The organism is Winogradskyella sp. 4-2091 (assembly GCF_045765065.1).
Classification (GTDB): Bacteria; Bacteroidota; Bacteroidia; order Flavobacteriales; family Flavobacteriaceae; genus Winogradskyella.
Window position 1 is genome coordinate 335,280 of the sequence record NZ_JBJKOD010000002.1, and the last position, 15,981, is coordinate 351,260.

At 32.5% G+C, this 15,981-nt stretch carries 16 protein-coding genes; 1 reads left to right on the forward strand and 15 read right to left on the reverse strand.

What is annotated here, in order from left to right:
* Window positions 1-10: 10 nt before the first annotated feature.
* The 10 genes from ACJBCC_RS03820 to pdxA form a co-directional block, all read right to left on the reverse strand.
* The gene (locus ACJBCC_RS03820) at window positions 11-688 is read right to left on the reverse strand and encodes a hypothetical protein (RefSeq protein ID WP_407556437.1); all 678 of its coding nucleotides are present in this window, start codon (window positions 686-688) and stop codon (window positions 11-13) included.
* A gap of 159 nt (window positions 689-847) precedes the next feature.
* Window positions 848-1,555 carry a monofunctional biosynthetic peptidoglycan transglycosylase gene (mtgA, locus tag ACJBCC_RS03825; RefSeq protein WP_407556438.1) on the reverse strand — a complete coding sequence of 236 codons (708 nt, stop codon included), beginning with the start codon at window positions 1,553-1,555 and terminating at the stop codon, window positions 848-850.
* A gap of 9 nt (window positions 1,556-1,564) precedes the next feature.
* Window positions 1,565-2,677 (reverse strand): FAD-binding oxidoreductase, encoded by a 1,113-nt coding sequence (locus tag ACJBCC_RS03830; protein WP_299098298.1) that lies wholly within the window; start codon window positions 2,675-2,677, stop codon window positions 1,565-1,567.
* Window positions 2,678-2,742: 65 nt separating this feature from the next.
* Entirely contained in the window at window positions 2,743-5,427 is a 2,685-nt protein-coding gene (locus ACJBCC_RS03835) for a reprolysin-like metallopeptidase (RefSeq protein ID WP_407556439.1), read from the reverse strand.
* Window positions 5,428-5,571: 144 nt separating this feature from the next.
* Window positions 5,572-6,924, reverse strand: a complete 1,353-nt coding sequence (accC, locus tag ACJBCC_RS03840) for an acetyl-CoA carboxylase biotin carboxylase subunit (RefSeq protein ID WP_299098296.1) — start codon at window positions 6,922-6,924, stop codon at window positions 5,572-5,574.
* A gap of 87 nt (window positions 6,925-7,011) precedes the next feature.
* The gene (gene accB, locus ACJBCC_RS03845; protein WP_299098295.1) at window positions 7,012-7,491 is read right to left on the reverse strand and encodes an acetyl-CoA carboxylase biotin carboxyl carrier protein; all 480 of its coding nucleotides are present in this window, start codon (window positions 7,489-7,491) and stop codon (window positions 7,012-7,014) included.
* 31 nt (window positions 7,492-7,522) lie between these two features.
* A complete protein-coding gene (locus ACJBCC_RS03850) occupies window positions 7,523-8,518 on the reverse strand; it encodes a beta-ketoacyl-ACP synthase III (RefSeq protein ID WP_407556440.1) in 996 nt (331 codons plus the stop codon).
* 177 nt (window positions 8,519-8,695) lie between these two features.
* Window positions 8,696-8,899, reverse strand: coding sequence for a 50S ribosomal protein L32 (rpmF, locus tag ACJBCC_RS03855; protein WP_157364235.1), 204 nt, complete (start codon window positions 8,897-8,899; stop codon window positions 8,696-8,698).
* An 8-nt stretch (window positions 8,900-8,907) separates the two neighbouring features.
* Entirely contained in the window at window positions 8,908-9,447 is a 540-nt protein-coding gene (locus tag ACJBCC_RS03860) for a DUF177 domain-containing protein (RefSeq protein ID WP_299098758.1), read from the reverse strand.
* 79 nt (window positions 9,448-9,526) lie between these two features.
* Entirely contained in the window at window positions 9,527-10,567 is a 1,041-nt protein-coding gene (pdxA, locus tag ACJBCC_RS03865) for a 4-hydroxythreonine-4-phosphate dehydrogenase PdxA (protein WP_299098293.1), read from the reverse strand.
* A 135-nt stretch (window positions 10,568-10,702) separates the two neighbouring features.
* On the opposite strand from pdxA, the gene ACJBCC_RS03870 reads away from it, so the two are divergent.
* Entirely contained in the window at window positions 10,703-11,293 is a 591-nt protein-coding gene (locus ACJBCC_RS03870) for a riboflavin synthase (protein WP_407556441.1), read from the forward strand.
* On the opposite strand, the gene ACJBCC_RS03875 is transcribed toward ACJBCC_RS03870, so the two are convergent.
* The 5 genes from ACJBCC_RS03875 to ACJBCC_RS03895 form a co-directional block, all read right to left on the reverse strand.
* Window positions 11,290-11,490, reverse strand: a complete 201-nt coding sequence (locus tag ACJBCC_RS03875; protein WP_299098291.1) for a hypothetical protein — start codon at window positions 11,488-11,490, stop codon at window positions 11,290-11,292. The two genes, ACJBCC_RS03870 and ACJBCC_RS03875, sit on opposite strands and share 4 nt — an antisense overlap.
* A 333-nt stretch (window positions 11,491-11,823) precedes the next feature.
* Complete coding sequence (locus ACJBCC_RS03880) at window positions 11,824-12,666, reverse strand: EcsC family protein (RefSeq protein WP_299098290.1); 843 nt, start codon at window positions 12,664-12,666, stop codon at window positions 11,824-11,826.
* 208 nt (window positions 12,667-12,874) lie between these two features.
* Window positions 12,875-14,143: an alginate export family protein gene (locus ACJBCC_RS03885; protein WP_299098289.1), complete on the reverse strand. Its 1,269-nt coding sequence runs from the start codon at window positions 14,141-14,143 to the stop codon at window positions 12,875-12,877.
* 147 nt (window positions 14,144-14,290) lie between these two features.
* Complete coding sequence (locus tag ACJBCC_RS03890; protein WP_299098288.1) at window positions 14,291-15,121, reverse strand: ABC transporter ATP-binding protein; 831 nt, start codon at window positions 15,119-15,121, stop codon at window positions 14,291-14,293.
* Entirely contained in the window at window positions 15,118-15,978 is an 861-nt protein-coding gene (locus tag ACJBCC_RS03895) for an ABC transporter ATP-binding protein (protein WP_299098287.1), read from the reverse strand. The genes ACJBCC_RS03890 and ACJBCC_RS03895 overlap by 4 nt, the downstream gene beginning before the upstream one ends.
* Window positions 15,979-15,981: the final 3 nt, after the last annotated feature.

Here is a 15,981-nt window from a genome sequence, read left to right on the forward strand (position 1 = left end):
GGTAGTTTTATTATTTAGATAATTGAATTGAATTTGTAATGTTTTTTTCTCCTAAGATTAAAGACATTAAATCTACTTTTAAGAAGACGGCTTTTTTATTAGGAGATACTTTTGCATTTGAATTAGAGACTTGTTCTACATCATTCTCAAACCTGTAAATACTTGTATAGTTAGCATCGTCAAAAATTTCACGATCCTCACTCTTTAATTTATAAAAGCTTCTTTTAACACTCTCATCATAAGAAAATGTGCGTTTAAAACTGTTAGCACTATAGGAGAAATTGGTGGTATTAAAATTTGTTTTACTCTTTTTGTTGTGCTTACTAATTAAGTCTTTAAACACAGCATCTAAATTAGCTGTAGAGCTAAAATCACATGAAATAGTAAAAATATAATTATCAAAGTCTGAAGTCGTCTTTATGTTAGAAATACCCTCTATAGTTTTAAGGTGACTTTTTGCCTCTTTTAAAGCCAAACCTATATCTTCTTTTGAAGGCACTTTGTAACCATTAACACTATCCAAAAGCATTATGGATGCAATTTTAGATTTACTTTTACTTAAATTAAATGTTACCAGCATTTCGCCACTTCCATCTGCATTTAATTTAATTTCTTCGAGAATTTCAAAACAACTCGAAAACTGGGTTAAGCTTACTATAATTATAAAGAAATTGAAAAATCTTTTCATGCTAAGGTCTCGATTTTAATGGGCTAAAATTGTATTACAGGACAAAACTGATTTCAAAAATAGTAATAATTACAAGGGCTTTAAGACTAAACCGAATAATAATCACTAATATGTCTAAGAAATGGCCATCTCGTTACAAGCATACTTAAACTTTACACTTTATTTCTGTTTCTCTTTAGATTTTGAATACTTTAAAACTCCGAAATATCCCATTTGTTTTACAATCCAAGATTTTCTACTTTCTATATATGTTGTTGCCGGATTTGCTTTATATCGTAAAGGACTTGGCAAAACTGAAGCAATAGCTGCCGCCTCATATTTAGATAAATTCGAAGCTGATTTTTTAAACCAATACTGAGCGGCTGCTTCTGCTCCATAAATACCTGGACCCATTTCTATACTATTTAGGTAGACTTCCATAATGCGTTCTTTTGTCCAGATTAATTCAATTAAAAATGTAAAATAAGTCTCCAATCCTTTACGCAACCAACTTCTATTAGGCCATAGAAATACATTTTTAGCAGTTTGTTGAGAGATGGTACTTGCACCTTTAAGTCTTTTGCCTTTTTTATTATTCTCGTAAGCTTTCTCAATAGCTTTAAAATCGAATCCATTGTGCTTTAAAAAGAACTGATCTTCGCTACAGATGACGGCTTTTTGTAAATTAGTTGAAATCGCTTCAATTGAAACCCATTTATGCTCCCAACCTTTATCGTTTACATCCGTTTTTTTAACATTACGAATTATCATTAAAGGAGTTACTGGTACAGCAACCCATTTAAATAAAAAAACCAATCCAATAGAACAGATAACCAACCAAATAAGAATTTTAAAAATAAATCTAAATAGTCGTTTTAATAATTTCATTACCATTAATTATGCTAAATCTGCTAATTCCTTACCTACTAAACTACCAATCGCAATTCCCATACCTCCTAAACGCACGCCGCAAAACACATGATTAGATAGTTGTTGTACAATAGGATTTTTTTGTTTTCCAACACCCATAATGCCAGACCATCTATAGTCAATTTCAAAATTTGTAGTTGGCAAAATAGTTGTTTTTAATAAGTCTTCAAGCTTATTTTGAATAATTTCTGTTTGCGCAAATACAGTGGTTTCTTCTGTTTTAAAATCTAAGTGTCGTCCACCACCAAGTAATACTCTATTATCTATATTTCTAAAGTAATAGTAACCTTGGTCCAAATGAAACGTACCTTTAATATGTAAATTATCTATAGGTTTTGTGATTAAAACTTGTGCTCTTGCTGGTTGCACTTTTTCTAAATTAAGATGCCTAGCGAACCCATTGGTTGCAATACATAAATTCTTGCTTTTTAATTCAAATTGGTTCGTTTTTATTGTTACTGCATTGACATCTTCAGCATAAGATTCAACCGTTATGTTATTCAGAATTTTTATGCCCAAAGACTGCACTTTTTTCAATAAAGCACTCATCATTTTTCCGGTATCAATTTGTCCTTCAAATGGATTAAAACAATAGTCTGATTTTATATTTTTAAAGCCAAAATCATTGTCTTTAAACAAAAACACATTCGCATTATAAATTGGGAACAAAAGTTTATTAATGGCGCTTTGCTCACTTTTACAAGTATCATAAAGTGTTTTGTCTAATTCTAAGAATAATTCGTAACCACCTAAATTCTGATAATCAATTGTTTTATCTCCTAAATTTTCACGAAGAATTTGAAGTCCATTTATTCGTTTTTTAATCAATTCTAAAACCTCTTCTTTCGAATGAGATTGTAAATCATCAATAATCTCGCTTAGGCTACCAAAACAAGCAAAACCTGCATTTTTGGTACTTGCGCCTTGTGGAAGAATTCCTTTTTCAAGAATTAAAATCTTTGATTTAGGAAAACGCTGTTTTAATTGTAAAGCACAATTTAGACCTACAATGCCACTACCAACAATTGTAAAATCAATGTTAGTTAGCCACGTTTTTGTTTCCCAATACGATAAATTCATAACGACATTATTTTCCATAAAAAAAGCTCCTAAAATTAGGAGCTTTTAAAGTATACATAATAATTTTATTCTACTATAATTTTCTTGGTCACTTTTTGTGAACCGTCAGAAATCATTAGCATATAAACGCCAGCCTGAGCATTACTAAGTTGAATAGTTTCCTCAAAACGACCTGTATTATCATAAACATTTTTATAAATAGAACGGCCTCTAATATCATAAACATCTATTGAAATAGCGTCTCCAGAAGTAGGATTAAACCCTATATTGAATTCTCCATTATTTGGATTTGGATATATGCTTAAATTGTCTAATTCATTTTCTACCACACTTAAAGATTCTGTACAGAATTCCATTGACCAATTGTTTAAAGTACCTGTATCACCATTAAAGAAATCAACCAAAACAAGTGTCCAATCGCCATTCATATCTAAGCCATTAAAACTGCTTAAAGCATTTTCTGGAGCTGCTAAACCAACAGTTGGGCTAGCACAAGTAATTGCCGGTTCTCCATCCTTAAACGTTATGTCAATATCTCCAAAACCTGTTGTGTTACAATTTCTATTCCAAATATTTACAAAATTTACACCGTCAGGATGTTGTAATTGTAATAACAAATCACCAATATAAGAATGTGTAATATCTACGGATACTCTTAAATCTGATATTGTACCAGAATCTGAAACGTTAATTGTATTACCTACAGCAGTTCCTGCCGAGTTAGCACCTGCACCATCTGGTATAGCTAAAGTTAAAGCACCAGACGCAAAAGTTGTACAAATTATATCTACGCCTATAGCAATACTATTGCTATTCACGTTAAAAAAAATGCCGTTTGCAGCCTCAACCATAATTCTACAGTTAGAAGAAGATACATTTGGTACCGTAATATTTTGCGAGCCATCGTTTGGCGTATTACTTGCTAAAACAGTATCAAAATTTAAACCACCATCTGTTGATAGTAATATATTAACATTTGCTTCATTAACTCCATTTGCTGTAGTACCAGAAACATCCCAAGTTACGGTTTGAGACGTACCAATTTCCCAAGAAATTCCACTTGAGTTCTGAGACGTCACAGTAAAAGGCCCAGCAGATGTTGTCACTGTTGCAGTCATATTATCAGAATCTGTTTGTCCTCCACTTGCATCATTATCTCTAACGGTTAAAACAAAATTTAAGTTTCTATTTACTGCGGCTAATTTTTCCCAATCTGTAGATACACCTCCATCAGTTATAATATCTGAAAGTCTTGGAATATAACGTGTAGGATTTGATGTCCCAGGAAAAGTTCTTACTAATGGTCCAGTAGTCGTTGTTTCTGTTGGCACACCTGCTGATCCTAAATCATATTGTTCCCAAGTGTAAGTTAAAGAAGCTGTTCCATCTACATCAGTTGAAGCGCTACCATCTAATTTATATGGTGTACCTTGAGGAATAGTATAATTTGAACCTGCATTAGCTATTGGTTCTGAGTTCCCTGTTGCTGTTCTATTTACAGGACAAGAACCTGTACCTGTGACGTGATTCCATATTCTAAAAATACTATTCTGATGAAAATAATCATCACTACCTATTTGTACATTATCTGATCCGCAAATACCAGCATATGCCATAATTGTAGATCCGCTCCCTGGTTCATAAGCATTAGAGGCAGATCTGTTACCTCCAGCACAACTACCAACAGATCCATTAAAAGTGTGTGGCGCACCAAATTGATGGCCTAATTCATGAGCTACGTAATCAATATCAAAAGAATCACCAACAGGCTGATTAACACCAGTTACTCCTCTTGCCTTGTTATTGTTATTACAAGTAACGCCTAAACCTGCTAATCCACCAGCTCCTGTACTAAACGTGTGTCCTACATCATAATTTCCAGAACCAATAGTGTTACTAATTTGAGTTTGACTTTGATTAATTAAAGCGTTAGTACTATCATTACTAAATGGGTCTGTACTACCATCTGTATAGATTATACTAGTGTTATTAGAAACTAACGTCATGGTAATAGATAAATCTCTTTCATAAACACCATTAACTCTATTAATTGTTACCACAATTGCAGCCATAGCATCGGCTACAGTGCCGCCATGAAATGCAGTGTATTCTCCTGTACAAGCTACAGCAAGTCTGTAATTTCTTAACATACCATCATCAGCATTTTTGGCTAAAGATGTAGCTTCTGTATTATACAATCTTTCATCGTCAATAACACCACATTCAAAATCTGAATTTAACTCTTCAAGATTTTGTCTAGAATAGACAGTATAAATATTTCCATCCGCTGAAAATGGGTCAATAAATTGTGTTCCATTCGCTGTATTTAAAAACATAGCATGAAATCCTTTAGATGTTATACTAAATCTAATAATCTCTGAAGGATTATCAATTCCTTGACCAGCATATGTTCTGGTATTAGGATATTCTGCCTGAAGCTCTGACTCCATCATAGGTGTTTCAAATACTCTATAATTTTTAAGTTCTCCATTAGAGTTTGGAAAACCAATTATTGTATTTCCTTTTTGTTGCCTGTTACCAACATTTTGCAATGTTAACTTTAATTCATCCAGATTTAATTTGAAGAACTTTTCAGTCTTTAATGTAATCTTTCTAAAAACTTGCTCAGATTGCATTGCTTTGTCTTCACTAACGCTTGACCATAATTCGTTAGAATTCTGAGCATTAACAGACATAGAGAAAAACAATACACACAATAGTGTTGTTTTAATTACGTAAATTTTATTCATAGTTATATTTTTTTACAATCCTTAAAGTTAATTGTATTTATTCGATTATCAAAAAATGCCTAAATCTCATTCAATTGAAGCCGTTTTTTTAATAAGTAAAGGGCTTAAATAAAAAACCCAAACTTATTCAGTTTGGGCTTATTTTTAGTCTTCAATTGCATCTTGCAACTTAAAATCTTCCATAAATTTAGTGGTATAATTACCAGCTATATAATCTGGATGATCCATTAATTGCCTGTGAAAAGGAATGGTTGTTTTTATACCTTCTATTACAAATTCATCTAAAGCACGTTTCATCTTATTAATAGCTTCTTCTCTCGTTTGAGCTGTTGTAATAAGTTTCGCAATCATAGAGTCATAATTTGGTGGTATGCTATATCCTGCATAAACATGTGTATCTAATCTAACTCCATGACCACCTGGTGCGTGTAGTGTGGTAATTTTTCCTGGAGAAGGTCTAAAATCGTTAAACGGATCTTCTGCATTTATTCTACATTCTATAGAGTGTAATTGTGGTAAGTAATTTTTACCAGAAATTGGCACACCTGCTGCAACTAATATTTGCTCACGAATTAAATCGAAATCAATAACTTGCTCTGTAATTGGATGTTCTACTTGGATACGTGTATTCATTTCCATGAAATAGAAGTTTCTATGTTTGTCTACAAGAAACTCAACTGTACCAGCACCTTCATATTTTATAAATTCGGCAGCTTTTACAGCCGCTTTACCCATTTTAGTTCTCAATTTATCTGTCATAAACGGAGAAGGTACTTCTTCCGTTAATTTTTGATGACGTCTTTGAATTGAGCAATCACGTTCAGATAAATGACAAGCTTTTCCACGAGAATCACCTACAATTTGGATTTCTATATGTCTAGGCTCTTCAATAAGCTTCTCCATATACATATCGTCATTTCCAAATGCTGCTTTAGATTCTGATCTTGCAGATTCCCACGCATTTTGTAAATCTTCTGGTTTCCAAACGGCACGCATACCTTTTCCACCACCACCTGCTGATGCTTTTAACATTACTGGATAACCGGTTTCTTCTGCAAGGATTACACATTCTTCATAAGATTGAATAACACCTTCACTTCCGGGAACACATGGTACACCAGCTGCTTTCATTGTTGCTTTTGCATTGGCTTTATCACCCATTCGATCAATCATCTCTTCAGATGCTCCAATGAATTTTATTCCATGCTCTTCACAAATTTTTGAGAATTTTGCATTTTCAGATAAAAACCCATAACCAGGATGAATAGCGTCTGCATTTGTAATTTCTGCAGCGGCAATAATATTTGATATTTTAAGGTAAGAATCTGTACTAGAAGGAGGCCCTATACAAACAGCTTCGTCTGCAAATTTAACATGAAGACTTTCTGCATCTGCCGTAGAATAAACTGCAACAGTACGGATACCCATTTCTTTACAGGTTCTAATAACTCTAAGAGCTATTTCACCTCTATTGGCAATTAGTATTTTTTTAAACATGTCTTTTGAGTTTAAGAGTTTATTGTTTAGCAACAAATGCTTAAATATGTCTATTTAAACGTATACTAAAACTTCTAAACCTAAAATTTATGAAGGATCAACTAAGAATAATGGCTGATCAAATTCTACTGGTGATGAATCATCCACTAAAACTTTTACAATTTTTCCTGATACTTCAGACTCTATCTCATTGAATAACTTCATAGCTTCAATAACACAAAGAACGTCACCTTCTTTAATATCTGTACCAACTTCTACAAAAACAGGCTTGTCTGGAGATGGCTTGCGATAAAAAGTACCAATAATTGGCGACTTTATAGTAATATATTTAGAATCTTCTGTTGCTACTGGTGCAGCAGCAGGAACTTCTTGAGCTGGTGCAGCCTGTTGTACTGGTATTTGTTGTTGTAAAACAGGAGCAGCTTGCATAGGTACTTGCTGCACAATTGTAGTGTCATCTGAACCTGTTCTAATGGTAATTTTTACATCATCCATTTCTAACTTAACTTCACTTGCACCCGATTTAGCTACAAACCTAATTAAGTTTTGTATTTCTTTTATATCCATAGTTTTTAGATATTTTTAGTTAGTTAATTGTTTAGGAATTATAAGCCCATTTAAAATAAATTGAGCCCCAAGTAAATCCGCCACCAAAAGCAGCAAATATAATATTATCACCTTTTTTAAGTTGTGATTCGTAATCAAATAATAATAATGGTAATGTTGCAGACGTAGTATTACCGTACTTCTGAATATTCATCATTACTTTTTCTTCTTCTAAATTTATTCTATTCGCAGTTGCATCAATAATACGTTTATTAGCTTGATGTGCTGCCAACCACTCGATATCATCGTTTGTAAGATGATTTCTTTTCATTATTTTTTCTGCTACATCTGCCATATTAAAAACAGCATTTTTAAAAACCGTTTTTCCATCTTGAAAAATATAATGTTTTCCTTCTTTGAATGTATTTTCGTTTATTGGGTATGAAGAACCTCCATAAGTTGCCTGAAGAAAATCTCTTCCTTCACCATTACTTCTTAGTAGTTCATCTTGCAACCCTAAACCTTCTTCGTTAGGTTCAAACAGAACTGCGCCTGCTCCATCACCAAAGATGATACATGTTGCTCTATCTTCATAATTAATAAATGAAGAATTTTTGTCTGCACCAATAAGAAGAATTTTTTTATATCTACCAGACTCAATGTAGGCAGATGCCGTTGACATACCGAATAAAAAACTCGAACACGCTGCTTCTAAATCGTAAGAAAATGCATTAACGGCTCCTATTTGAGTTGCTGTATACGATGCAGTAGCAGCAGCTTTCATATCTGGAGTTGCTGTACATACAATTACTAAGTCAATCTCTTTAGGATCTAATCCTTTTTTCTGTATTAAATCTTCTGCTGCCTTAATAGCTAAAAAGGAAGTCCCTTTTCCTTCTTCTTTAAGAATTCTACGTTCTTTAATACCAGTTCTTGTAGTAATCCATTCGTCATTAGTTTCTACCATTGTTTCAAGAACTTTGTTCGATAAAACATATTCTGGTACATAGCCTCCGACTGCTGTAATTGCCGCTGTGATTTTACTCATTGTTAGGATTTAGAAAATTAAAAGTATAGAAAATTGACAAAATTTGATCTGTTTTATTCAATTTTTATCGATTTATAGCAAATAATAACGCAAATTAAGTGGTTTTTGCGCTATTGAAAAAATAATAACAAAAAAAACGCTCCCAATGGAGCGTTTTCTTGTATGCATGCATAATACTTATGCTACGTTTTCTTCTTCAACAGATTTGTCAATTAATATTTGACCTCTGTAATATAATTTACCTTCGTGCCAGTGTGCTCTATGGTATAAGTGTGGCTCACCAGTTGTTGGGCAAGTTGCTATTTGAGGTACAGAAGCTTTATAATGTGTTCTTCTTTTATCTCTTCTTGTTTTCGATATTTTACGCTTTGGATGTGCCATTTTAAATGTTATTTATCCGTTAATAGTTTTTTTAAATTATTCCAACGAGGATCAATTTCCTCAGATGATTTTGTTTCATTATCCTGTTTAGGACTTAATTCTTCTAATTTTGAAAGTATATCTGATTGCAATGTGCCATCTTCTATACCTGGATGAATTCGTTTTATAGGAACCGCCAAAATAATAAGTTCATATATATACTGAGCCACATTTATTTCATATTCTCCATGTGGTACGATTAATATATCTTCATTATCATTGTTATACTCATTTCCAAACTTAACAACTAGTTTAAAATTGTCATCAATTGCTTGGTTATAAGGTTCGTTTGTAACATCACAATTAAGATTAATTGTACCTTTAGCCGAAAAATACAACTCCAATAATGTTGATTTTTTTTCGAATTTAAGGTCAATTTTAACATCAACTGCGTTGAATTCGTCGTATTCAAAATGCTTAAAGAACGTGTTATCAATTTGATAATCAAAATGATGCTCTCCTATTTTTAAACCTACAAAAGGTATTGTATAAGATTTTAATGCCTTCATCATCACTCTCAATTTGAGCCTGCAAATATATAAAATTTTAATTATTTAAAGCCTAGATATCAACAAATTTTGTTTATAACTATCTCGACTGCTTTTTTAACGGGTTTTTACTGAACTGATCATACTCTTTACGACTCCTAAAAATTTGTATTGCAGTATTAATGGCATGCTTCAATGAACCTTCATCTGCAATCCCTTTTCCTGCTATTTCATATGCTGTTCCGTGATCTGGTGATGTTCTTACTTTATTTAAGCCTGCTGTGTAATTTACACCTTCTCCAAAGGCTATTGTTTTAAATGGAATTAAACCTTGATCATGATATGACGCTAAAATTGCATCAAATTTCTTGTAGGTATTAGATCCGAAAAAGCTATCTGCTGAATATGGTCCATAAACTAAATTGCCTTCTGACTTAATTTTCTCTAATGCTGGTTTTAAAATTTTATCATCTTCATCTCCTATGACACCATTATCACCTGCGTGAGGATTTATAGCCAGTACTGCTATTTTTGGTTTTCTAATTCCGAAATCTTGTTTCAAAGATTTTGAAACCGTATTTATTTTTTCGTTTATTAATTCTTTCGTGATTTTTTCACTTGCTTCTTTAAGTGGAACATGATCAGTTAAAAGACCTACTCTAAGATCATTTGACACCATAAACATTAAACTTTTTCCGTTTAAAGCTTTTGCTAAATAATCTGTATGGCCAGGAAAATTAAATTTTTCGGATTGTATGTTGTGTTTATTTATAGGAGCAGTTACCAATACATCTATTAAACCATCTTTTAAAGCGTTAGTTGCAGCCTCTAAAGATTTAATTGCATATTCTCCAATTTTTTTATCTTCTTTACCAAAATCTATTTTAACTGGTTCGTCCCAAACATTAACTACATTCACTTTACCTGCAGCAACTTTATCAGGAGAATCTATATTGAAAAAATTTATTTTACTCTTAAAATGACTTTTAAAAAACTGCATAATTTTACCTGACGCGAAAATCACTGGCGTACTAAGCTCTAATGTTCTTGGGTCTTCGTAAGCTTTTATAATAATCTCTGGACCAATACCATTGAGGTCTCCTACTGAAATACCTACAATTACTGATTCTATTTGCTTCATATATTATGTACTAAATATTTATAGAAATTAACAAAATTATAATCTATAAGATGCGTTTTCTTTTAGATACAACGTTTTCTCGTAAAATGGGATTAACTTTGTTGCTGCAAATTTAAACTAAATAAAGTACAATTTATGTTCACAGGGATTATAGAAAATTTAGGTATCATTAAAACATTAAAGAAAGACAGTGGAAATCTTCATATCACTGTACAATCCTCAATTACTGGTGAATTAAAAATAGATCAAAGCGTAGCACATAATGGTGTTTGTTTAACGGTTGTTAAAATTGATGGAGATCAATATACGGTTACGGCAATTAAGGAAACTTTAGATAAAACGAATTTAGGGCATTTAAAAAATGACGAATATATTAATCTTGAACGTGCAATGAAGCTTGGTGATCGCTTAGATGGCCATATTGTTCAAGGTCATGTAGATCAAACTGCCAAATGTATAAGTGTTAATGAAAATGATGGAAGTTGGGAATATACTTTTGAATACGACCAAGCACTTAATAATATAACTATAGAAAAAGGTTCTATCACTATAAATGGCGTAAGTTTAACTGTTGTTAATTCTAAAACCAACCAGTTTTCTGTTGCTATTATTCCTTACACGTATAATCATACCACTTTTAAATCCTTAAAAATTGGTAATAATGTAAACTTAGAATTTGATGTTATTGGGAAATACGTAAAACGACTTAACGACCTAAGAAACTAAGCTGTTTTTTTAGATACCGTGTACGCTTTGTAAGCACCAAAACCAAGAGCTAAAACAAATAAAACGATAATACCATTATCAATAGGTAAACCTGGTGGTGGTGGTGGAATAGGTGGTGGTGGTGCAGTGCTTTGCGCCATAGATGCGAAACCTACAAAAAAAACTAAGACAGAGGCTAACATATTTTTGTTTTGCATTCTATTATTTAATGGTGTAAAAGTATTAAAATTATTCAGTTTACAAAATTAATTTAACTAAAAAACATCTTTGAATGGTAATTATTCTCGATGAAATACCAAAAAATGAAGCTGTTTTAGGGAAGATACTTACATTTTCCGTGGTATTTCACGCAAATATAATATTAATTTTTTACCCAAAACACTACTAATAGCAATTACTTTTCAATAATTTCTACGCTTATAATTTCAAATTTAAAGAAACTTCATGTTTAATCAATACTTAAACACAAATTCAAAATATTTATTATAGGTAAGAACAAAAAAATATTTAATTGTTTGAAAATTAATATTTTAAATTTTAATATCTTGAAACACTTCCTTAATTTTTGCTTCGCCATATTTTCTTTCTAAACGTCTTATGGTAAAGTGAGCAGTTGCCATGTTCTGAAAATGATCCACAAATACATAATTCAATCCGCCTCCACCTATGGCTCCAATAACAGGAACAGCTTGCGCTAAAAACTTTTCACTTATAAGTAAACTAAGACGCGTGGCAATACTAGATAAAAAGTTCCCTATAGCATTTGACCCTAAAATGCCAGCGCCTTTTGCTAAACTATCTAGTGTGATTTTAATACCTGAAGCAGAAACATTATTTATGGTAGAATTTAAAGCTAATCTAGTCGTATAATAACTTGCCTCTAAATCATCATCATTTTTAGAACCACCACCTAAGGCAAAGACTTGCAAACAAGCCATTTGTCCTTCTAGCGTATAAATATCCTCTCCTTCACTACGCGCAATATCCATTATACTTCGCATTAAAAACTTAGTTGTTAAAGTTACCTCTGAAGCAAATATAGCAGTACCAAAACCAGTAGATGAACCAAAAAAACCACTTATAGCTCCCGTACTGGTAACAATACCTTTATAGGTGTTTTTAGATGGCTTTTTAAACGTTTTGTTTTTCTGTATTGTAAGCAAATTAGCTTTCACTATTTTCAATAATACAGATTCCGTAATTTTTTGAACTTTTAATAAAATTTTTTCTGGCACAAACTTTATTCCTGTTTCAACGGTATTACCAACCTTATTTACATTTCTAATCGCCCAACTTAAGTTGTGCATACTCATTTTCGCTTTTATTAAAGCGTCATTGTCTTCTGACGAAATTGTATTTGGGACTATATCCATTATTTTACGTTTACCTTAATATGTCGATACTTTGCAGTAATCGTTACATTAGCAATAACTGTAAATTAAGAAAACCTCTTGATTTCTCAAAAGGTTTAACTTAATTCTTGGCTTAAATTCAAAACTCCATTTTAACAACACTAAGAACTATTACATAGTTAAAACTAGTTCTAAATTCAGAAATAAATCAGTATCCAAAAATTATCGATTAAAGAAACTTAGGCTTAATAACCAGCATTGCCCAAGCCCAATTTTGACTTCCTGCTGCGGCATCTTCAGTTACTCCTTTTAAATCATACATTCCATCACTAGCAAACATTTGAGAATATCCCAATACCAATGCATATCCTTTAAATTTTTGCTTAAATACCAAATCTACTTCTGTACCTAAAGATTTTTCTCCACTTGCCAACTCTTGTTCGCCACTAAAATTTAAAGCTTTCACTAATAAACTAGATTTTTCACCTAATTTAAAATTTGCACTCGCATGTATATCTACTAAACCAATTGAATTTGCATGATTACCTACGTAGAAATAATCCATAAATCCATTAAACTTGTGGTTTGTTCCGTATAAAGGAAAGAACGCTCCTGTTTCACCCGCATCGCCATCATTCCCACTAATAACCTCAACACCAGCTCCAAAAGTCACTTTGTCTGACGATTTATAAGTTAAGTCTAAACTCAGTAAATGAGCACCTTTAATATCTACTTCACCTTGTCTTTGACCTGCCTGTAAGTAAGCATTAGCTGCCACACCTAATTTCCCTGAATTATACTTTAAATGTGTACCAATCGTCTGTAAACTACTTGTTCCATCTGCGGTTGTTCCGTCGTCTTCATATTCTTGAAAACCATTATTCATTAACAATAAACTTCCAGAAAATTTAGACCATTTTTTACTTAAATGTAGCATTTGCATGGTTTTATACGAGAAAAAACCAGTAGTATCGTAAGATGTTCCTGCAGAAACAAAACCTGTTGGGTTACTATAGTCTTGGTTGAAAGCTAAAGCAAAATCTAATTTAAAGCTATCTTTAGTATACTTGAGTAAAGCTGCATCATGGTTTCTTCCTTGTTGTGCCCAATCTAATCCACCTAAAATACGTTGATCATCATAAGACAAGGCTTGACGACCAATTTTAGTTGAGAAGCCTTCACCTAATTTAATATCTGCCCATGCTTCAAATATTGCAAAAGAATTATTTTGATCATATGGTAAAAGCTGTCTGTTTTCTCCCCAAACCATCACGTCTTGTAAACTTAAATAAAACTTATAAGCGTCTGTTTTAAAGCCCGCATTTAATCTTACTCGAGTTGAAATTCCGAATCCCGCATCTGCATCATCAGCAATTAAACTTCCAAATCCGTTTCTATATTCTGTACGAGGTCTAAACTGACCATCTAAACTAAATTGCGCCTGAGCAAATTGTATGAATAATGCTACAAAGGCTAATAAGGCATATTGTTTTTTCATGATTCTTGTTTTTAAGTTTGAATTATTTTTTGAGTTTTTAGGTATCATTTTTTGGTTGTTTTAAGGTTGTAGTCGCCCTGTACTGCTGAAAAATCCTCTTTTTCAATAGCCTATTTAATGCTGATTAAATGTTTTGTTATTTACTTATTAGTGCTCTAAGAAGTCTATTAAGTGTTTTCTGTATTTGTAGTAATCGTCGTGCTCTAAGACTGATTTTCGAGTTCTAGGTCTTTCAAATTCTATATCTAATATATCTCCAATTTTTGCTTTAGGTCCACTTGTCATCATAACCACTCTGTCTGCTAGGAAAATTGCTTCATCAACATCGTGCGTAATCATAACAGCTGTAATTTTTTCCTTGTTCCAAATTTCAATCAGAATATCTTGAAGCTCTCCTCGCGTTAAAGAATCTAACATCCCAAAAGGCTCATCTAATAGCAGTACTTTAGGTTTTATGGCGAATGCTCTTGCAATGCCAACACGTTGTTGCATACCTTGTGATAGATCTGAAGCTCTTTTATTAAAGGCATCTTCTAGTCCTACCTTCTGTAAATAATATTTAGCTATATCATTTCGTTGTGCTTTTGTAGCATGAGGAAAAACCTGATTCACTCCTAATAACACATTTTGTAAAGCCGTCATCCAAGGCATTAAACTTGGTGCCTGAAAAATAACACCTCTATCTGGTCCTGGTCCTTTAATCTGTTTTCCTAAAACTGAAATACGACCTCCCGAAATAGGATTTAAGCCGGCTATCATTGAAAGCATAGTTGTTTTACCACAACCTGAATGGCCAATAATAGTAACAAACTCTTCTTTTCTAATTTGAAGATTTAAATCTTCAAGAACAACATAATCCCCTTTTGGAGTTGGATAAACTTTCTTGAGGTTTTTTAGATCTAACATCACTTCATTAGAAGGAAAAAGACCATTATCAGTAATAATATTAGACTGGTTTTGTTCAATTATAGTACTCATAATATTTTATATTTAAACTGATTAACAAAATCTTTTGGGCTTAAATCCGGTAGTATTATTTCTTCAATAGAATCTGATTTTCTTTCCTCACCAATATCCATTAAATATTCAATGATTGCATTACGAGTTTTCTTGAAGTTTGCATTATCATTCAATTCCGTTTTATCTCGTGGACGCTCGATATCGATTTTAAATTCTGGTCCTAAAGTTGCATTTGGTCCTGGACGTAATGGAATTATGCGGTCTGCCATGTAAATGCCTTCATCTACATCATTGGTAATTAACAAAGCTGTTCGTTTTTCTTTTCCCCAAATATTTAAAATTTCATCTTGCAAATTACCTCTTGTCAAAGCATCTAATGCTCCTAAAGGTTCGTCCATAATAATCATTTCTGGTTTCATTGCTAATGCTCTCGCAACCGCAACACGCTGACGCATACCACCAGATAATTCCTTTGGGCGTTTATTAATTGCTGGTGTTAGACTAACCATTTCTACATAATCAGCCACAATCTCTTGCAATTCTTTTTTGCTCTTTTTAGGAAAAGCTTCCTTTACTGCCATATAAACATTTTGACCAACGGTTAACCAAGGCAACAACGAGTAATTTTGAAAAATAACACCTCGCTCATGACTTGTTCCAGAAACTGGCTCTCCTTTAAAGAGCACCTCGCCTTTTGTTGGTTCTATTAATCCATTTATAAGGTTTACTAAGGTTGTTTTTCCACTTCCTGTAAAGCCAACAATGGCAACAAATTCCCCTTCCTCTATGGATAAATTTATATTAGATAAGACTTCGGCTTCGGTATCACCTTGACCGTATGTTTTATATATATTATTTAATTCTAAGTACGCCATTTT